This is a genomic window from Pectobacterium sp. CHL-2024 (genome assembly GCF_044751765.1).
Classification (GTDB): domain Bacteria; phylum Pseudomonadota; class Gammaproteobacteria; order Enterobacterales; family Enterobacteriaceae; genus Pectobacterium; species Pectobacterium brasiliense.
Window position 1 is genome coordinate 943,979 of the sequence record NZ_JBIXKO010000001.1, and the last position, 18,563, is coordinate 962,541.

19 protein-coding genes are annotated in these 18,563 nt (G+C 50.9%); 5 read left to right on the plus strand and 14 right to left on the minus strand.

What is annotated here, in order from left to right; translation table 11 throughout:
- Positions 1-185 precede the first annotated feature (185 nt).
- Positions 186-701, minus strand: a complete 516-nt coding sequence (gene ompX, locus ACIPUG_RS04205) for an outer membrane protein OmpX (protein WP_014914977.1) — start codon at positions 699-701, stop codon at positions 186-188.
- Between the two features lie 376 nt (positions 702-1,077).
- Between ompX and rhtA the strand changes: the two genes are divergently transcribed.
- The gene (gene rhtA / locus ACIPUG_RS04210) at positions 1,078-1,965 is read left to right on the plus strand and encodes a threonine/homoserine exporter RhtA (protein WP_014914976.1); all 888 of its coding nucleotides are present in this window, start codon (positions 1,078-1,080) and stop codon (positions 1,963-1,965) included.
- Here the strand turns inward: rhtA and ACIPUG_RS04215 are convergent.
- Positions 1,953-2,504 (minus strand): adenylate kinase, encoded by a 552-nt coding sequence (locus ACIPUG_RS04215; RefSeq protein WP_205530272.1) that lies wholly within the window; start codon positions 2,502-2,504, stop codon positions 1,953-1,955. The two genes, rhtA and ACIPUG_RS04215, sit on opposite strands and share 13 nt — an antisense overlap.
- A gap of 362 nt (positions 2,505-2,866) precedes the next feature.
- Here ACIPUG_RS04215 and dps point away from each other — a divergent pair, with 362 nt between their 5' ends.
- The 4 genes from dps to glnQ all read left to right on the plus strand — a co-directional run bounded on the left by dps (position 2,867) and on the right by glnQ (position 5,912).
- Complete coding sequence (gene dps / locus ACIPUG_RS04220; protein WP_014914974.1) at positions 2,867-3,370, plus strand: DNA starvation/stationary phase protection protein Dps; 504 nt, start codon at positions 2,867-2,869, stop codon at positions 3,368-3,370.
- A 390-nt stretch (positions 3,371-3,760) separates the two neighbouring features.
- Positions 3,761-4,507, plus strand: coding sequence for a glutamine ABC transporter substrate-binding protein GlnH (gene glnH, locus ACIPUG_RS04225; protein ID WP_010294862.1), 747 nt, complete (start codon positions 3,761-3,763; stop codon positions 4,505-4,507).
- Positions 4,508-4,533: 26 nt separating this feature from the next.
- On the plus strand, positions 4,534-5,193 hold the full coding sequence (gene glnP, locus ACIPUG_RS04230; RefSeq protein WP_010294864.1) for a glutamine ABC transporter permease GlnP: 660 nt from the start codon (positions 4,534-4,536) through the stop codon (positions 5,191-5,193).
- Positions 5,190-5,912, plus strand: a complete 723-nt coding sequence (gene glnQ, locus ACIPUG_RS04235; RefSeq protein WP_014914973.1) for a glutamine ABC transporter ATP-binding protein GlnQ — start codon at positions 5,190-5,192, stop codon at positions 5,910-5,912. The genes glnP and glnQ overlap by 4 nt, the downstream gene beginning before the upstream one ends.
- Before the next feature lie 51 nt (positions 5,913-5,963).
- Here glnQ and ACIPUG_RS04240 read toward each other — a convergent pair whose 3' ends face one another.
- From ACIPUG_RS04240 to ACIPUG_RS04295, 12 genes are all read right to left on the minus strand, one after another.
- Positions 5,964-7,832, minus strand: a complete 1,869-nt coding sequence (locus ACIPUG_RS04240; protein ID WP_400337419.1) for a M3 family metallopeptidase — start codon at positions 7,830-7,832, stop codon at positions 5,964-5,966.
- 86 nt (positions 7,833-7,918) lie between these two features.
- On the minus strand, positions 7,919-8,887 hold the full coding sequence (gene ybiB, locus ACIPUG_RS04245) for a DNA-binding protein YbiB (protein WP_400337421.1): 969 nt from the start codon (positions 8,885-8,887) through the stop codon (positions 7,919-7,921).
- Between the two features lie 294 nt (positions 8,888-9,181).
- Positions 9,182-9,337, minus strand: a complete 156-nt coding sequence (locus tag ACIPUG_RS04250; protein WP_157765228.1) for a hypothetical protein — start codon at positions 9,335-9,337, stop codon at positions 9,182-9,184.
- Positions 9,338-9,361: 24 nt separating this feature from the next.
- Entirely contained in the window at positions 9,362-11,158 is a 1,797-nt protein-coding gene (locus ACIPUG_RS04255) for a hypothetical protein (RefSeq protein ID WP_240476734.1), read from the minus strand.
- A 2-nt stretch (positions 11,159-11,160) separates the two neighbouring features.
- On the minus strand, positions 11,161-11,742 hold the full coding sequence (locus ACIPUG_RS04260; RefSeq protein ID WP_014914969.1) for a phage tail protein I: 582 nt from the start codon (positions 11,740-11,742) through the stop codon (positions 11,161-11,163).
- Positions 11,735-12,838 (minus strand): baseplate J/gp47 family protein, encoded by a 1,104-nt coding sequence (locus ACIPUG_RS04265; protein ID WP_400337423.1) that lies wholly within the window; start codon positions 12,836-12,838, stop codon positions 11,735-11,737. Before ACIPUG_RS04265 ends, ACIPUG_RS04260 begins: the two co-directional genes overlap by 8 nt.
- The gene (locus ACIPUG_RS04270; RefSeq protein WP_010286901.1) at positions 12,829-13,176 is read right to left on the minus strand and encodes a GPW/gp25 family protein; all 348 of its coding nucleotides are present in this window, start codon (positions 13,174-13,176) and stop codon (positions 12,829-12,831) included. Before ACIPUG_RS04270 ends, ACIPUG_RS04265 begins: the two co-directional genes overlap by 10 nt.
- 58 nt (positions 13,177-13,234) lie before the next feature.
- The gene (locus ACIPUG_RS04275; protein ID WP_400337425.1) at positions 13,235-13,816 is read right to left on the minus strand and encodes a phage baseplate assembly protein V; all 582 of its coding nucleotides are present in this window, start codon (positions 13,814-13,816) and stop codon (positions 13,235-13,237) included.
- Positions 13,813-14,973, minus strand: a complete 1,161-nt coding sequence (locus ACIPUG_RS04280) for a phage late control D family protein (protein WP_100017062.1) — start codon at positions 14,971-14,973, stop codon at positions 13,813-13,815. Before ACIPUG_RS04280 ends, ACIPUG_RS04275 begins: the two co-directional genes overlap by 4 nt.
- Positions 14,961-15,173: a tail protein X gene (locus ACIPUG_RS04285; RefSeq protein WP_014914964.1), complete on the minus strand. Its 213-nt coding sequence runs from the start codon at positions 15,171-15,173 to the stop codon at positions 14,961-14,963. The genes ACIPUG_RS04280 and ACIPUG_RS04285 overlap by 13 nt, the downstream gene beginning before the upstream one ends.
- The gene (locus ACIPUG_RS04290; protein WP_039519058.1) at positions 15,163-16,092 is read right to left on the minus strand and encodes a phage tail protein; all 930 of its coding nucleotides are present in this window, start codon (positions 16,090-16,092) and stop codon (positions 15,163-15,165) included. Before ACIPUG_RS04290 ends, ACIPUG_RS04285 begins: the two co-directional genes overlap by 11 nt.
- Positions 16,092-18,422, minus strand: a complete 2,331-nt coding sequence (locus ACIPUG_RS04295; RefSeq protein ID WP_400337593.1) for a phage tail tape measure protein — start codon at positions 18,420-18,422, stop codon at positions 16,092-16,094. The genes ACIPUG_RS04290 and ACIPUG_RS04295 overlap by 1 nt, the downstream gene beginning before the upstream one ends.
- Between the last annotated feature and the right edge of the window lie 141 nt (positions 18,423-18,563).

Sequence of the window (18,563 nt, forward strand, 5' to 3'; positions counted from 1 at the left end):
TGGATAAATGACTGATGAAGCTCATCGCTGATTTAGACAAACAGCCGTAAAAAAACGTCGCTTGCGACAGATCACAGAGTGGCGGGCAAGAAGCTCGCCATAAAAAAATCCGCCCTAAAAAGAGCGGATTCTTCCGACACATCTAACAACCAACGCTGAGGGTAAGTAAACCCTACAGGGTTAGATTAGAAGCGGTAACCTACGCCAACAGCCCAGGCACCAACATCAACACTGCGGATACGGCTTTGTTCGTAACCCACATCCAGAGCAACGTCCTGCATTGGGTTGAACTGAACACCTGCACCGTAGGTGAAGCCGTAATCGTCGTTGCTGCTGTTGTTCAGACCGTTGGTCGCGTTATTCGTTACTTTACCGTGGCTGAAACCAACAACGCCGTACAGGCTTGCCCAGTCATTCAGACGGTAAGCTGGACCCGCAGTGAAGCCCATGTACTGACCTTTGCTGTAAAGACCGTTATCGCTACCATTTTTTTCCAGGTAGGTGAATGAGCTAATAACGCCCAGTGGGTTATTATCTTGCTCATAACGATATTTCAGGTTAAAGCCTTTAACTTTATTTTGTACGCCCTGAGCATCACCTTGAGCATAGCCTGCAGTTACAGTACTTTGACCAGCAAATGCAGAACCTGCGCCAACGGCTAATACACAAGCCAGAGCGGAAAGACACGCGATTTTTTTCATATTTACAGCCTCGAATTTATTTTATGAAAGACTAACTAACGCAGTAAATATAACAAAGAAATTCGGGACTTGCCGCCCTATAAATATTTATCAATTAGGCTTTAGATGTAACAAATATTGTCAAAAACAACCTATCATACTAATTATATTGATTTTTTTATTGTGACAATTAGATTAAAAATAAATTCACCACAACGCAGTAAAACAGACAATTCCGAATTACCCGCTCAGTTTGTACGCTAATTGCATTGTACAAAAACACATCAGTTAAATGATGCGTAAATAAAGGTCAATAAAAGTCAACTCATACCAGACAAATTGTTTACAATTGGATATAATAGCAACGGAATGTTATACCTGTTTTAAGGCCAAAAGAATGACCTTATTTTCCCATCGCTCATCATCATTTGTCCCTGTATTGCTCATCATTATCTCGATGCTTTCTATCCAAAGCGGTGCCGCTCTGGCCAAAAGTTTGTTTCCACTTATTGGAGCCACTGGCGTTACGGCACTGCGTCTGGGAATTGGTACGATCATCCTGTGCATCATCTTCAAGCCGTGGCGTATGCGATTTAGCAGTAACCGCCTGCCGCTGCTGGTGTATGGGATGACACTGGGCGGGATGAACTTTCTGTTCTACCTGTCATTACAGACGGTGCCGCTTGGCATTGCTGTCGCACTGGAATTCACCGGCCCGCTTGCCGTTGCTATGTTAGCCTCACGCAGACCGATTGATTTTCTGTGGGTTTTTCTGGCCGTTGCCGGACTATGGTTCTTATTGCCGCTGGGACACAATATCGGCAATGTTGACTTAACGGGTGCGGCTTGCGCTGTGGGTGCGGGTGCCTGTTGGGCACTTTATATTCTGTTTGGGCAAAAAGCGGGAGCAAATCACGGGCCGGGAACCGTCGCTATCGGCTCCTGCATTGCTGCGCTGATCTTCTGCCCTATTGGTGCGTATTACGCTGAGAGCACGCTGTTCTCGCTCTCGATACTCCCGCTCGGTATTGCCGTCGCTATTCTGTCCACCGCGCTTCCTTATTCTCTGGAAATGGTGGCATTAACCCGTCTTCCCGCCAGAACGTTCAGCACGCTGATGAGTATGGAACCCGCTATTGCCGCCCTCTCCGGGATTCTTTTTCTCGGCGAACATTTATCGTTCATACAGTGGATGGCGCTGATCTTTATTATCATCGCGTCAATCGGTGCAACGCTGACAATAAAACCTGCAGGTGAGGCAAAAGTAACGACTCAAGCCGAATGAGTGTGTATTTCCTTGGGAAAGTGTTGCAGAAAAGTTTCACATTCCCGAGGAGAACGCAAAGTAATAAAACGGATATGGCGATAGTGAGGATCGGCTAAATCCGCCAAATACCGTTTCCGGTTTCTTGAATAGGTTTTTATTGTCCAGAGGATAATTGAATCCCGACTAAAGAAACTGCGGAGAAAAGACTCTTTATTACCCGTGCCGCTCCAGAGCTCCTCTTTACGCCATGCCCGAAGAAAGGCACGCCGTACTGCCTGAAAAAGCGTACGGCTAAAGCTGTAATCGACCCAAATCACGACATCAACATTGTGCCATTTGATATCACGCGTTCGATTATAGTTGCCATCCAGCACCCAGTTTTCAGGCTCCAGCGCGTTTTCAAGCCGTTGAAAAAAATCGGCATCCGTCCGTTCTTGCCAGTCCTTCAGCCAAAACAACGCATCCATCTCAACGTACGGAATGGCCAGCTTGTCAGACAAGCGACGAGCAAGCGTAGATTTGCCACTTCCGCTGGTACCAATAATATTCACTCTCATTCGCCACGACCCCTTTTACTCGTACACACGATATTTTAAGAATAAAACGATACATTTTAAGAAGAAAATTACGCGGTCATTCTATTTAAGAAATAGCGGAGAATAATAACTATTTTCACCTAACCAGTAATGACATTTATCAACATATGACATTATGTTTCAGTAGTAATTAAAATATTACCCTGACATCACCGCAGGCACATTATTGATATCAGATAAATCCTGACTACAAATACCCACACCATCGTTATGCTATAGCTATCCATTTGATAGGTAATTCTTTTCAATATTAATTTTTATCACTGCTATAATTAGTCACATTGAACAGCAAGACTATCAATAATTAAAGAGAGGATACTATTATGCCTACCGCTAAACTCGTGAAATCAGTACCGTCCGAACTGCTTTACACTCGTAATGATTTGGACGATAGCGTTAAGACCTCGACGATCGCGCTGTTAAACCAACTGGTTGTTGATTTCATCGACCTGTCATTGATTACCAAACAGGCGCACTGGAACATGCGCGGTGCAAACTTCATCGCCGTTCATGAAATGCTGGATGGCTTCCGCACCTCGATTATTGACCATCAGGATACCATCGCCGAGCGCGTGGTGCAGATAGGCGGCGTTGCTCTGGGTACTGTGCAAGTCGTGGGTAAACAAACCTCACTGAAAAGCTACCCAACCACTATCCATAGCGTTCAAGATCATCTGAAAGCGCTGGCCGAACGCTATGCGATTGTTGCCAACAACGTACGCAAAGCCATTGGTAAAACGGAAGATGAGGCCTCTGCGGATATTCTAACCGCCGCATCACGCGATCTGGATCAGTTCCTGTGGTTCATTGAATCAAACATCGAATAGTCGGCGTTATCGTCCCGCGAACGCGTTCAAGGCTGCTTAGGCAGCCTTTTTTCTGCCAATCTCCCGACTTAAGCCGCCCTCTTTTCTGGCATAACCCGCACAAACCACGCATTTTATCCGTTAAGACGCTCAAAAAATTAGCTTTTGCCCGTATTAATTGGCCATAACGCTAATCAACGGTTGTTTCCCTTCTGTAAATCAGTTAATCATAGCAGCGCCTTGCCTGAGCGAATCGGAGGTGAAAATTTCACCACTAGCAAGGTAATAAATAAAGCAACAGGTTAAGCACAGCGCAGGGTAACTGACTCAGGTTTCACTTTCGTACGATGTACTATGCTTAAAACGCCTGTAAAACAAAAAGCTCCCACAACTGCTAATAGGAAGGGTTTAATGAAATCACTACTTAAGGCCTCTTTGGCTGCACTGACGCTGATGATGAGCGTATCTAGCTATGCTGCTGAGAAAGAACTGATTGTCGCTACAGACACCGCTTTCGTCCCTTTTGAATTCAAACAAGGTGACAAGTACGTCGGTTTTGACATCGACCTCTGGGATGCTATCGCTAAACAGCTCAACCTGAAGTACACCCTGAAGCCAATGGACTTCGGCGGCATTATTCCTGCACTGCAAACACGTAACATCGATCTGGCACTCGCAGGCATTACGATTACTGAAGAGCGCAAAAAAGCAATCGATTTCTCTGACGGCTATTACAACAGCGGCCTGCTGGTAATGGTCAAAGCAGACAACAACGACATCAAAGGCGAGCAGGATTTGGCAGGTAAAGTGCTGGCAGTGAAGAGCGGCACCGGTTCCGTTGATTACGCGAAAGCCAATATCAAAACCAAAGATCTGCGCCAGTTCCCGAACATCGACAATGCCTATATGGAACTGGGCACCAACCGTGCTGACGCCGTGCTGCACGATACGCCAAATATTCTCTACTTCATCAAAACCGCAGGCAACGGCCAGTTTAAAGCGGTAGGTGATTCCATTAAAGCCCAGCAATACGGCATCGCGTTCCCGAAAGGCAGCAACGAGCTGCGTGAAAAAGTGAATGGCGCCCTGAAAACACTGCGTGAAAACGGCACTTATGCTGAGATCTACAAGAAGTGGTTTGGCGTAGAACCTAAGTAATTGCCGATTTAATCTGGAGATATTCCATGCAGTTTGACTGGAGCGCCATTTGGCCTTCTCTGCCCCTCCTGATGGAAGGGGCAAAAATGACGTTGTTGATTTCTGTTCTGGGTCTGCTTGGCGGCCTGGTGATTGGCGTGGTCGCGGGTTTTGCCCGCGCCTACGGCGGCTGGTTTTCCAGCCGCATTTCGCTCGTTTTTATTGAAATTATTCGCGGCACCCCGATCGTTGTGCAGGTGATGTTTATTTACTTCGCCTTGCCAATGATTTTCACGTCCGTACGCATCGACCCTTTTGCCGCCGCCGTCGTCACCATCATGATTAACTCTGGTGCTTACATCGCGGAAATCACCCGTGGCTCGGTATTGTCGATTCATAACGGTTTCCGTGAAGCGGGTCTGGCGCTTGGGCTGTCTCGCAGCGCGACATTACGCCATGTGATTGCCCCACTCGCCCTGCGTCGCATGCTGCCGCCGCTGGGTAACCAGTGGATTATCAGCATCAAAGATACGTCACTGTTTATTGTCATCGGCGTGGCTGAACTCACGCGTTCAGGTCAGGAAATCATCGCGGGCAACTTCCGTGCGCTGGAAATCTGGACTGCGGTTGCCATTATTTACCTGTGCATCACGCTGATCCTCAGCTTTATTCTGCGTCGTCTGGAAAGAAGACTTAAGATTATATGATTGAATTTAAAAACGTATCCAAACACTTTGGCAAGACACAGGTCTTACACAATATCGATCTCACCATCGGTCAGGGTGAAGTTGTGGTCATCATCGGGCCTTCAGGTTCGGGTAAATCCACGCTGCTGCGCTGCATCAACAAGCTGGAAGAAATTACCAGCGGCGAATTGGTTGTTGATGGCCTGAAAGTGAACGATCCGCGCGTTGACGAGCGTTTAATCCGTCAGGAAGCAGGGATGGTATTCCAGCAGTTTTATCTGTTCCCGCATCTTACCGCGCTGGAAAACGTTGCGTTCGGCCCTATTCGGGTTCGCGGCGCAAGTAAAGCCGATGCCGAGAAGCTGGCGCTGGAATTACTGGCGAAAGTGGGTCTGTCAGAACGCGCGCATCATTACCCTTCCGAGCTTTCCGGCGGTCAACAGCAGCGTGTCGCTATCGCCCGTGCGTTAGCGGTTAAACCAAAGCTGATGCTGTTTGATGAGCCGACATCGGCACTCGACCCGGAACTGCGTCATGAAGTGCTGACCGTCATGAAAGATCTGGCCGAAGAAGGCATGACGATGGTCATCGTCACTCACGAAGTGGGCTTTGCCCATAAAGTGGCTTCGCGTCTGATCTTTATTGATAAAGGCCGCATCGCAGAAGATGGCGACCCGGAAACGCTGATTACGAATCCACCCAGCGACCGTCTGCGTGAATTCCTGCAACACGTATCTTGATCAACAAGGGGGCTTTCGCCCCCTTTCTCTTACTCGCGATGTCAGCGAACGTTATGCCTGCGAATGCGGATATTCTCGTTCAATAAACGCCGCAAAATCCTGGCACATCTTCTCGTCGCTCTGTTCATTATCCGCCAGCACGCGGCTACCATCGACCACGCGAATACGCGCAGACAGATCGAAATCTGCAGCAGGCTGAGGACGAGCTGCCGCATTCGCCATCATGCCTTCTGCCTGTTGCCAGGCTTCATCAACCGTCAGATTACAGGCCTGCGCCAGATAAGCGGGGTTGAAGCCCTCACCGGTCAGGCTACGCAGCGTATCGTCGTGACTTACGCTATTGCCCGGATGCCAATAGTGTTGTGCCAAATCAGGGCCGATAGCCGGGTTATCCGTCAGATAACCGTCACGTTGCAGGAAATAGCTGCGCGTCTGCTCCACCGCCATCAATGCCAGCAGGTATCCCTGATAAGAACACGCCGACTCCATAGACAGCAGATGAGGGATCGCCAACGTCGGGCGTGGGCTACCGCTAATGCCCAAAATACGCTGCTCGGTGTCGCGCGCCAGTTTCGTCATCGCTTCTGGCGTACGCGCTTCGTCATCCCACGAATAGAGTTGCCACTCAAAATACGGCACCAGCAGGATGTGTCGCTCACTAAAGGCTCGCATTGGCTGCTGCGTGCTGATATCCGCACGGATTAATTCATCAGGAATCGTCTCTCCCTGCGCATTCTTTGCATAACGTTTTAACCAGTCGGCATCACCCAGCAGGCTGTCGCAGAACATGGACTGCGTTTCCGCATAAGCCATTGAGGTTGGCGGGAACTCCTGCGAAAAGCAGGGCGCATTTTGCCGAATATTGGCAAAATGCGCGGCGTGCCCACCTTCATGAAACAGCGTATTAATGCCGCTGGCACCGCTGCCAATTTGATCCGGCTTTGCCAGACTGGTGAAATTAATCCGTGCCGGAACCCATTTTCCTTCCTGCACAAACGGCGGCACCGGGCCATGCATAAAGCCGTTCTCGTATTTACCTTTGCGCACCAGCAAATCGAGCTGCATTTCTGCACCGTTAAACCCAATACGCAGACGCTTAAAGCTGTTGATCCAACGCTCCAGCGACGCGGAGAAAGGGAAATAGGGATCGAGCTGGCGCGTCACATCGCCCGCGCTGGCATAGCGAATATTCCACGGCTGCAGAGCCTCTTCGCCCTTTTCATCCGCCAGATTTTTCAGGCTGCGAGTATTCGCTTCACGCGTTTGTTCTTCAAAAGGATCGAGGATGGCAAAAAGCTGCTCAGGCGTCATCCGCTCCGTCTTGTTGACCTTATAGTCAAAATAGTTGCGGTAGCCCATCTGACGAGCAAAACGGTTACGCAGTGAAATCAGCTCAGGGAAGCCGTTCTGCAATAGCCACTGTTCGAGATCGCGCAGCGCCTGCTGGGAACTTTGACGATAAGCTTCGGTATCATTGGTCGTCTGGTTGGTCAGCAGTTCTCCGAGCGAGGCGGAAACACGCTCACCTTTGGCATCCAGATGTGTCATTTCATAGGATTTACGCTTGGCGTATAACGCACTTTCGGCGGTGATAATCTCATCCATCAGCGCCTGAGCCTGCGGATCTTCAATCACATTGCAGTCGAAAAACCGATACCAGCCTTGCAAACCGTGCGACAGCGCCTGCTGTTGCTCATCACGCGGACTGTTTTCCAGTGTCGCAAGATGGGTTCTTAGCTCAGCCAGACGCTGCGGCTGCGAAATAAAACGCTTATACGCACTTTCTGCGGCGGAGAAACGCTCGGACACGTCATCGTTGCCCGCTCCCATATACAGTTGCCAAAACAGTTCTTCTTTCGCCTGATGAACCGCAAGATAGTCGCGATTCAAGGCGTTAAAATAGTCCGCTACCTGTTGCATGCTATTCCTTCTCTCTTCAAATGGCAGCCGCCTGGCTGCGTGAAGTGCCGCGGCAAACCGCGTCCGAATCCGCTCCGGCAAACCAATCAGCCGAGGCGTTTCTTAATCGTGGCGACAGCCTGTTCCATTGTCGCCGCTTCACCGGCAGCAACCAGACAGCATGCCAGCTGCAGACGAATCGCCTGCGGTATGGCAATTTCGCCCGTCAGGCACTGTACCGTCCAGCGCGCCGTGGTTACAGCATCTTTCGCAATCGGCAATGCATCGGGTGCGACGCTGATCTCCTGCCGAAGCTGCAGCACTTTGGTATTTTGCTGATGAATAAAATGAATTTCCGGGCAGCGCTGCGGATTGGCGTAAACCTCCCCTTCCGTGCCGTGCATCAGAAGTGCGCGCCCGTTGATGTCATTAAAAAACGTCCCCACGCGGGAAACATATTCAGGATGGGAAACGCTGGCAACGCGCAGCGCGTCGCTTTCACCAAACGGCGTCGCCACCTTAGCCAGCGTGTGGCTACTATTACGCACCCCCATCCGCCAGCGCAGCTGTAACTGGCGATCGATGGCCGGGCACAGCGTCGAGACAGGGATAAAGACCGGGCTGCCGTTATCAAGCTCCTGCTGCGCCTGCTCGGCATTCTCCGCAATCGTCACGCCGAGATTACGCAAAATTTCAGCACTGGTAACACGGGTCGGATCGTCGCTGACGCCGTGAACCACGACCGGAAAACCCAATTTTGCCAACAGCAGCGCCAACAGTGGCGTCAGGTTTGCCTGCTTCCGCGCGCCATTATAGCTGGGAACCACGATGGGCATAGGGAAGCCCTTAGGCGGGGTCAGGCGCAACACATGCTCGTTCATCGCCTGATAAAAACCCAACATCTCGGCTTCCGATTCGCCTTTGATGCGCAACGCAATCAGCAGTCCACCGAGCTCCAGCTCCGGCACGTCACCGCGCAGCATCGCGCTATACAGTTCATAAGCCGTTGCCTGATCGACATCACGCGCATGATTTTTCCCGCGCCCCACTTCTTTGATAATTTTGGTGTAATCCATGCTAGCCTCTCATTTTCGGCGACACAGTAAAGAACTTATCAATGAAAATAACATGTTTGGTGGGATTCTGGTGATTCTGACGCAAAGGAAATTGCTATCGCGCTGCTTTTGGCTGGTAATAGGAATAGAACGAACATCGCATGCAGACAAAGCAAGTGGATTATGCATGACCATAAGATATAGAAGGAAAAAGCCCACCATCTTACTGTCGGTGGGCTCCACGTCCCCTAATTTATAATAACAAGTTTATGGGCACGATTTTTTATAACCACTGTATATTATATCAGTTTTGCGTTATTGACTGATTTTGACGATCGGCTCATTAGCTTGTTTTGCCATGACATCAAACGTATTAGAACTGTGTTTGTGAGCGTCGATTTCGTCTTCTGTGGCTAGACGAGTTCCTTCTGTTTCATTACCAATTAAAATCAACTGTCTTTCTGGCTCCACATTGGATATCCATCTACGACACATCTAGTAAAAAATGCGAAAAATGAAACGCCAGTAGTCAGTATTCAATTTCTGATTGCCTACTGTGCTGCTTTTGAATGACGCAACAAGATTATTCATCATGTTCAACTGAATAGTGCTGGTATTCAATGCAGGCAATAACGAGTAAGGATGCCCGACGCTGTTTTGTATAAAAAGCGTCATAGGGTTAATAGCAAAATCGCCTACACGGTATTCACCTTCAGCAACAATACATTTAACCAAAACATCGCAACGACAGTGCAAAGGATTGATATTAACTAGTCCATGAGATACCACGATTGGTGTGTTTATTGCAGGAGTGTATTCACCTGAAACCCATATTCTCGTACCAGATGAATTTGCAGGCATCGCACCTACATCATCCGCCGTTAACGTGATATCTGCTGTTAATGCTTTACCGTTTACCTTGCGTACGGACGGTACGCGACTATTAGCGTTAGCATTGGCACTATTAGCAGTTGCAATTGCACCAGTGACATGGGTATCTGTCTCTGCTTTCGTATATGCTCCCACATCAGTTGCTGTCGGTACACGAGACGAACTTAGTGCAATCACCCAAGGCGCATAAACACCATCATCCCATTTCTGTCGCCAGGCATAGTCTCCGCTATGATTGATATATTCTTGCCCAACAAAATTATCGCGCCGAGAAACATGTAGTACACCATATCCATACAGTTTCTGACCTTTATACGTCGGCATATCAGGAACGGTACTGGGATCGGTTATCATCACAACATAATCACCCGCTTTATCACAGTTGGCGAATGTCATACCGTTACCCAGCGTTCCACGTAATGACACGTTATTGTAAAAGGCTGTTTTATCGGAAATATCCGCACCGTTTTTGGTTTTTGACAAAGCACCAACAGCAAGATCGACCGTTTCCCCCAAACCGAGGTTTGCTGGCGTCAACGCAATATTAGCGGTACCGTCAAACGGCACGCCGTTGATGGTACGGGGTGTTGCAAGTTTTACCGCAGACTGAGCAACAGCCTTCTCAGGTAATGCACCAATATCAGCTGCTGTAGGTTTATTTCTTGTATTGTAATCACGTCTCCAGCCAGGAGAATAATCAAACCCGTTATAGATATACGTAAACTGTGCATTAGCGGAATCGCTCAGCCCATTTGACGTTGTTGAAGGCGTCGTCACCCTGATTGTTATCGCAGAATGTTGCCCCATAACCTCAACAACAGAGCCAGCCAGTGGTATCTGGCCACACCCGGTATCAGAGATGATTTTATTGTGGGCATATGACCACGAACCACGACAAACCCAATAGGCATGTACAAAAGCACCCTGACTTTCTAACCAGTCAGTAAACTCAGCCGTTGTCCATAAACCGGCACTGCCGCCAATAGGGATCGAGGAACTGTATGCACGTGATGACCCCAGATTACGGTTGAACAGCTCTCTATCCTGAATATCCGCACCGTTTTGGTCTTTCTCCAATTTCGTCGCGCCGACTGAGCGCACAAACGCCGTCGTTGCAACCTGCTGGCTATTGCTGTCTGCGGCTGGCATTGGCGCTTTTGGTATGCCGGTGAAGGTGGGATTCACCTTCGGCGCATATTGCGTATGCGGATCGGCGGTGGCGACATGTGTCGCCAGATCGCTGCCCGTTTTTTCCTGCTCTTTTTTCAAGTAGCTGGTACGACTGGCCAATTCTTTAGCCTGTCGGTTTGAAACGCCATCCGGTCCACCTGCGACCGGATCTGACGTTTCGATTTGGTAAATGCCGTCAACCCATTGTGGGTTCTCTGACAAATTCGCCATGTTCAAGCGCTCCCATGATTGTAGTTACTGTCGTATGTTGCTGTCCGGTTATAGCGGATAGGCACTGCCCAATATTCGATGCTGGCCAGATGACATCGCGCCGGGGCAAGCATCCCAATGGCATTGCGCAGCATGCTGGCCTGATCGTTGGTAATGGGTTGTTTTAGCAGCACGCGATAAACTGCCCATGCCGCTTTGTCGCCGTACACATACAGGTTGTTGTAGGTGGTTTCGCCGTCGTAGCTCAGGCGGCCAATATTCTCGATCAGCGTGCTGTCACCGAAACCAAATCGGCGGATGATCTCTTTAATGCTCCAGGGCGTACCTTTGCTGCGATGCAGATCGATAGCGGCCTTGATCAGCGCACGTTTGGAATCATCCGACTCCGCCAGTTCCCAGCCGTCGCCAAACAACGAGAACTGCTCTGCCAGCCAGGGCAACACGCTGCCGTCAGTGATATCGATCAGATAAACCAACAAAGCATTCAGATCGATGTCATCAAAGCGGTCGGCCAATTCCGCCAGCGAACGAAAGCTGGCATCAGCCGCCAACGGCGGTGGCAGCAGTTGTAGTGAATCAGCCATTCGACACTCCGACGACACTGACATTGATGCCCGTACAGTTCGCCCATTCACTGTCATCAAGCACCATCAATGACGGCGAAACGAGCTCCACTTGATATACGCCGGGGATGGATAACGTGGCGATAATCTGGCTTGGGACAATATCGCGCCCCAACGTGGCAGTACGGGTTTCCACCCAGGCCTGCACTGCTTTTTCTGCGGCAGTTTGAACGACAGCAGCCTGTTCGCCGTTAAACAGCGTCAATTTGGCGCTGATGGCGTAATCCACCTGCGTGGGTGATTTGGCGGAAACAAAATCCGTCAGTGGACGCACCTGCTCGTCGGAGCAAAAACTTTCTACCAGCGAGAGTATGCTACTGTCCGGCAGGCCAGTGCTGAGCAACGGATACAGCACCACTTCACCCGGTTCGGGTGACATCACCGCCACATCGACAATGTTTTGGTGTGCCCGCATCGCATGGAAGCGATACGCCAGCTTCGATCCCGCCGTACTGAACGATTCCGGTGCCAGCTGAACACGTTCACGCAGGCGATCGTCATCTTCCTCGGCGGAACCGCCGCTGCTTTTAGTGATATTGATGACGCTTAAATCGCTGTCGCCAATCTCATCCAGCAGCGTACTGATCTGGGCAGGCAGCCAGTCATTACCCACATCACCACTTTCGGTACAGGTCGCCAACACGGTGACGCCGCTACCGTTCATTCTCAGCAACGCGTCGCTGTCGGTGGTGAAAATCACGCTGTCCGACGCACTAACGCGAGTGCCCGCAGGAATCAGCAGATCGCTGGCTAGCGGCGTTTCAGGAGTAAAGCGAAGCTCTGCACGTGCCGGCTGCGCCGCCAAACGGTAGACACCGACCAGTTCTGCCAGATAATCCAGCATCGGTGCACGAGCAAACGCAACCAGGTTCTGCTTGGCGGCTTCCTGGACCGCACTACGCAATAAAGTTTCCCGGTAGGCAAAGAGGTTAATCAGCAGGCGTTCGGCCTGCGCCGGATAGAGTGTTTTCCCCGAATCAGCTTCATATTTCGCGATCATTTCGGCGGTAATCTTCGCCGCATCGCGTTCAATAAAATTGGGTTCTGTCAGCGCCATAACAACTCCGTGGTCTGTGTCGCGCCGTTAGCGGTTTTCCAGCTAACGTGCAGCGTCAGGTGAGCCCCATTCACAGAAGGTTTAACCGCCAGTAGCTGGCAGCGAGGTTCCCATCGTTTGATCGCGTCTACCGATTCCCTGACGACATGCGGGATCGCACGATCGATCGGATAATCGAGATACAGATGTAGATTGCTACCAAAGTCAGGCCGATGTGGGTCGCTGCCGCAGGGTGTCCGCAGGATGATGTGAATCGCCTGCATGATATCTGCCGTTCCTTCGACGATGTCGCCAGAACGTTGCAGCGCCGGTTGCCAAAAAACAGATTGAGTTTTCATAGGGGGCTATTGTCGCCCCCGGTGAGAGGAAAGAATTGTAAAGCGGTTTAGGAAAACGCTAGTGCGAGTGGTGGTTGGAGTTACCGCCGGCATCCATGACGCTACCGCTGGCGCTGACGTTGCCGGAGATACTGACATCACCGCTGAGGCTGGCACCGCCGGAACCCGACATCCCGCTCTCGTAGGTGAGTTGGCCTTGCACCAGTAGCTTGCCCGTCACCGTCGTCTCTGGTGCATTAATGGTGACACGCTGAGCGTTAACCACTACGTCAGCCCCGCTGCTAATCGCAATATGCTCCACGCCACCGTTGATCGTTAACGTATGCGTTCGGCGATCGTATTCAATATGCGCGCCGTCAGCGAACGTTACCGCCCTTTTGTCCTTATCTGTCAGCGTTGGCACATCGACGGCAGAGTAAATCGCCCCCAGCACCAGGCCATCCTCGCCGTTTCCGTCCAGCAGAACTTCGACCTGTTCGCCAATATCCGGCAACCAATAATCCTTATTATTCTGCGTATTGCGCTGTAATACCGGCAGCCAGGCCGTACGCAGATTGTCGCACTCTGGTAGACGAACGCGCACCATCACGCGAGCCTCATCCACCGCGCTTATTGTGCCAATTCGACGAGATAAACTCATGATACCGCCCCCTTTTTACTCTTGGCCTTCTGCGTTGTTGAGCTGCCATTCGGGTGGTAAGTCACCACCGTTTTTCCGCTCTCCGACTTTCGCTTGCCCGCCGTAATCGGCCCGCGAATCAGCCCAATCTCCGTGGTGTAACCACTGCTACGATCCAGAATATGGCGAGCCGATTCGATCAACCAATGCCCGGAAAGTTGGCCGAATGACACCAGCTCCACTTTATTCCCCGCCGCCAACTGCGGGCTACCCATCAGCGTCATCGACCCCTTTTGTTGCTTTTCGTTGTGCGCATCCAATGCAGCATCCGTTTTCATCCTCGCTCCAGAAGCATCCGCCGCGCGCACGTTAACTTTCAACGTATCCGCACTGGTCTCAGCGCCGGCAGACTTCATTTCATCGTTCGCGCTACCGTCGGCTTCACACACCACCAGTTTCTTTTCACTCCCTTTCTGATATTTCGTCTTGGCATTTTTATAGACGTGACTGATCGTGTCGCTCAGTGAAAAACGCGCGACGTCCGTTGGCTTAATTTGTCGAACAGACGCCTGATTACGCAGCGTTGCCAGATGGGAAAAAATCAGCTGGTCGCTAACGACTTTCACGACATAGCCATATTCACTGGCGAGCCGCTTTAGAAAAGCGACATCGGTTTCCGCATATTGCGTAACGCGATCGATCTTGATGATCTGAATCATCCCTACCAGCATCAACTGATGCTTTTTCGCGATGCGCGTCGCAATAGCGGCTAACGTCGTATCTTCAAAACCGCAGTTTGATTTGGTTCGCAACGCACGATTGACCGATGTCGCGACGCCGCGAATCATCACTTCATTAGGCGGCGCGCTCACCTCAATTTCATCAATCGAGAAAGTGCCGCAGTCAAACAGCATTTCACCGAGATAGCCTAGTTTGAGCGATAATGTATCGCCCGTACCGGGATACCACTGATCCATCCAGCGGCCATCGGTATCATCGAGCCTGACCTCAATCGAATCCGATTCATTCTTGATGCTATCGGTATACGTCACGCTGGTAACATACGGTGCGATATCATTGGTAATATCCTTTTGCAGATACCACAGGGTGAACGCCGGTTGCAGTACTTCCGACACCGCAGGAGAAGACAGGGTTAGTTCTTCCGTTAACGCAGCCATGGTGGGGTGTCCTCCGCTTTACTGGCCTCTGCCTGTTCAATAATCGGAATCAGCACCACCACACCCGATGGCAACAGCGGCACGATGGGGACATGCGGGTTAGCCGCAATAATCCGCGGATAGCCGAGCGGATCGCCGTAATACAGGTAGGACAAGGTATCCCAGCGTTCGCCCTGTGTAGTGATATGTTCAAGGTGCATATGCTTCAACCCTCTTCACGATTTCCGCCGTCAGTTTGCTCAGCGCAGGCTCAGCGCCTTTAAATGTGTCGCTAGCGGCCTCAACATGTTTACTGATGGCTTCCAGCTTCTCGATAACGTTTTTGCTGTCGACGCCCTGCAACAAGGTGGCAACTTGCTTGACCTGACTCAGCATTTCATTCGCCGCTTTATTAACCGCTGTAATTTCAGGCATCATCTTCTCTGCCTGAACCGCCGTATCAGATATGGCCTCTGCCACTTTTTTAAACGCTGGTTCCACCTGACTTAACGGCGTCAATACATTCCCGACTTGCGTTAGCAGTCCGGGAATTTGCAACAGCGCGGTTTCAGGATTGTCCTTCATCCGTTTTATAATCTGAACGGTGGTTCTCGCCGCCTTAACGGCTGAATGTGCCTTCTTGGCATACGTGACAGCCGTGCGTAGTGAAGCTGAAAAATTGCTCACTTTCTGGACCGCCGTGGTGATGGCACTGACGTTAGGAACAGGCGTCTCTATCGCAGGCGGCTTGAGCGGATTTTTCGGATCGCCAATGTATTCTCGCAGCGTTAGCGAGGCATTCATGGCCAATACGTTGCCCTTCGCGTCGGTATGTTCGCTGGTTGACGTCAGTGCCGTAATCACAAACCAGCCGCGATAATCTCCATTGCCGAAGACTAACGCCATCGCCTGATGCGCCCGCATCGCCTCAGTCAACCGCTTCAACTCCACATCCGGCGTGCAGTACTGCTTGTGAAACACCAGACTAATAGTAATCTCGTCCAGCTTCGCACCGATGAATTGCAGACCGGGTTTACCTTCAATGCGGCCATGCTCGGCATAATCTGCACCGAATGACGTATTAAAGCCGTCCCAGTAGGCGGTCACTTTAAATTCAATATTTCCTAATACCGCAAACATCAGGCGTACCCCCTGCGCTCACGCTGAGTGAGCAGCTTGTTCAACATGTTTTCCAGTTCATTCATGCTAAGCGTCAGCGTCTTCGTCATTTCAGGCGTTGGCGCTGCCTTCTGGCCGTTGAGATAAATGGTGGGTGAGAAAGAAACCCGAACATGCTCGGGAGCATTGGTGATAACGGCATTTCCCTTCGCGCCGCCGACAAACGGTGCCATGGCGACACGCTGTTGCGGGGTTGGCATTGTGTCTTCCGTCTTCGGTAATTCAACAGGCAATGTCGGCTGTAGCGACAATGCAGATACGGGAGTTGGGGCCAAAACGGCTGCCGCCTGATTGTTATTAGCGATTAACTCCTCACTAGGACCAGAACTAAAGAAATTTTTGATGCCATCAGGAATAGCGTTACTGACGGTTTCCATCGGAGAATTGAAAAAATTGCTGATTGTTGATACAAACTTATTCCAAAGTTCGGCAATCTGGTCGGAATATTTGTAAATCAGCGCGAATAACCCAGCAATCGCAACCCCTATCCCCACAATCAACTCGGCTGGCAATGTCAGCAGTATTCCCCCTAGAAGCAAAACCACTCGGACTACCATCATAAAGCCGCTACTCATCACACTGCTCAATATGCGTCCTAATAATGTCCCTGCGCTACTACCCAGCCCGCTCAGCGCCGCTCGAATGCCCGGCCATAAACTATTCAGATTTAGCCCTGTTTTAAGCCGCTGCCAGCCCTGTAAAATGCCCTGCCATAAACCCTTCGGATTTAGCCCTTTAAGCCACTGCCAGCCCTGCTGAATGCCTTTCCAAACGCTCTGCAAGGAGGGTAACAGTATGTCCATTCCCAGCTTCGCCCCGCTCAACGCCGTTCTGAACGCGAAGAAACCGGCCACGGCCATCACGATCCCGCGAACCAGTTCGGGGTTCGCTGCCGTCCAGGTCACCAATTGATCCAAAATGGGGATCAGCGCATCACTCAGAGAAACCAATACTGGCGTCAACGCTTCACCCACATTGAGCGCAATATTCAGCAACGACGTTGTCATTCGGTTCCAGCGCGCGGTCAACGTGTCATTCTGTCGGGCGAAGTCGAGCTCCAGCGTTTGTGTAGCCGCCGGGCTGTTCATCACCTGCTGGTTTGCTTGATAACTCTGCCAGTTTTGCTTCATCGACATCGCATGATTGACAGCTTCTGGCGTACGGAACACCTCCTGCAATCCGTAGCGCTGCATTAAACTTTGCTGTGCGTCCACATTACCCGCCGCCATGTCCCAGCGTTTCTGGAATTCGCTGCCTTTGCTATCGATCAACTGATTGCCAATCAGAACCGCTGCGTCGTACTGTGAATATCCATCTTTCATATGGTTTTTCAGCAACGCGTTATAATTCACGCCTGCTTTGCCGTAACTGTCAGCAATGTCGGTTCGCCCCACGGCATTCATAAAGCTCTCCAGCCGAGCCACCGTGTTTGCTTCCGTATCACCACCTTTCGTGGCGCTCAGGCTGGAAACCAATTGGCTCAGCGCCTGATTGCCCGTCGCCCCCATCGCCGTAAATCCTGAAGCCAACGCAGGAACATATTGCGACATCAACGCTGCGGAGAACCCCTGTTTCGTACCCGCCAGCATGCGTGAGAGGGACTCTTGCTGCACCTCCGCACCTTTCAGGTTAAACACGTTATCCAACGTGACCGAAAGTGCTGTAAGGTCGGTCAACGCCGCGCCGGAGGCCGTTGACGTTTTCCCCAGCACCTCTGTTAGATCCGTTACCCCCTTTATCTGCTCCTTTGACATACCGCGCTCAAGCAGCTTTCCGGCACTGCTAAGTAACGCATCCGGTGTTTGGTTCACCCGTTGAGAAGATTGACGCAGCTGCTGCCCCATCAATTTTTCCTGCTCTCTCGATATATCATGAGCAATGCTGATGCTACGCAACTGCGCCTCAAATGACGCATAGTGTGTGACCGACGCCACAACGGGCTTCATGACAAAACCAAACTGTTCGCGCTTAGTCTTAAAGTCACTAGCGAGTTCACTTCGACTCTTACCTGACGTTTCCTTACTCGGCGTTTCCTTACTCGGCTTGTTACGCCTCAGTCGTTCCTGATTAGTTTCTAGTTCATGTAGCGACTTGTTCAGTCGGGACGTCGCCTGTGCGATGCGAGATATCGCTTGCGAACTGACAGTGCCAAAGCGCTCCAGCGACTGATTAAACTGCCGCTGCCGCTCCTGCGCCTGTTTGAGGCCATCACTAAGTGACTGCAGCGATTTTTTTGTGTCATCTAGCGTGGTACTAAACGACCTGCCCGGCATGACACCGTTTAAAGACATATCCACGGTTCACTCTCATTCAGAAAAGCCCCTTGCGGGGCGGATCGGAGACGGCGGCTTGCGCCGCTCCAGTTTGGTTTCCCCATCACAAACAGGGGATAAAACGAGGAAAAGGACGAGTGATAAGCGGGAGAAGAAGAC

Bases quoted from the DNA above. Each gene is read 5' to 3' on its own strand.
- ompX (WP_014914977.1), bottom strand. From the start codon at position 701: ATGAAAAAAATCGCGTGTCTTTCCGCTCTGGCTTGTGTATTAGCCGTT.
- rhtA (WP_014914976.1), top strand. From the start codon at position 1,078: ATGACCTTATTTTCCCATCGCTCATCATCATTTGTCCCTGTATTGCTC.
- ACIPUG_RS04215 (WP_205530272.1), bottom strand. From the start codon at position 2,504: ATGAGAGTGAATATTATTGGTACCAGCGGAAGTGGCAAATCTACGCTT.
- dps (WP_014914974.1), top strand. From the start codon at position 2,867: ATGCCTACCGCTAAACTCGTGAAATCAGTACCGTCCGAACTGCTTTAC.
- glnH (WP_010294862.1), top strand. From the start codon at position 3,761: ATGAAATCACTACTTAAGGCCTCTTTGGCTGCACTGACGCTGATGATG.
- glnP (WP_010294864.1), top strand. From the start codon at position 4,534: ATGCAGTTTGACTGGAGCGCCATTTGGCCTTCTCTGCCCCTCCTGATG.
- glnQ (WP_014914973.1), top strand. From the start codon at position 5,190: ATGATTGAATTTAAAAACGTATCCAAACACTTTGGCAAGACACAGGTC.
- ACIPUG_RS04240 (WP_400337419.1), bottom strand. From the start codon at position 7,832: ATGCAACAGGTAGCGGACTATTTTAACGCCTTGAATCGCGACTATCTT.
- ybiB (WP_400337421.1), bottom strand. From the start codon at position 8,887: ATGGATTACACCAAAATTATCAAAGAAGTGGGGCGCGGGAAAAATCAT.
- ACIPUG_RS04255 (WP_240476734.1), bottom strand. From the start codon at position 11,158: ATGGCGAATTTGTCAGAGAACCCACAATGGGTTGACGGCATTTACCAA.
- ACIPUG_RS04260 (WP_014914969.1), bottom strand. From the start codon at position 11,742: ATGGCTGATTCACTACAACTGCTGCCACCGCCGTTGGCGGCTGATGCC.
- ACIPUG_RS04265 (WP_400337423.1), bottom strand. From the start codon at position 12,838: ATGGCGCTGACAGAACCCAATTTTATTGAACGCGATGCGGCGAAGATT.
- ACIPUG_RS04270 (WP_010286901.1), bottom strand. From the start codon at position 13,176: ATGAAAACTCAATCTGTTTTTTGGCAACCGGCGCTGCAACGTTCTGGC.
- ACIPUG_RS04275 (WP_400337425.1), bottom strand. From the start codon at position 13,816: ATGAGTTTATCTCGTCGAATTGGCACAATAAGCGCGGTGGATGAGGCT.
- ACIPUG_RS04280 (WP_100017062.1), bottom strand. From the start codon at position 14,973: ATGGCTGCGTTAACGGAAGAACTAACCCTGTCTTCTCCTGCGGTGTCG.
- ACIPUG_RS04285 (WP_014914964.1), bottom strand. From the start codon at position 15,173: ATGCACCTTGAACATATCACTACACAGGGCGAACGCTGGGATACCTTG.
- ACIPUG_RS04290 (WP_039519058.1), bottom strand. From the start codon at position 16,092: ATGTTTGCGGTATTAGGAAATATTGAATTTAAAGTGACCGCCTACTGG.
- ACIPUG_RS04295 (WP_400337593.1), bottom strand. From the start codon at position 18,422: ATGTCTTTAAACGGTGTCATGCCGGGCAGGTCGTTTAGTACCACGCTA.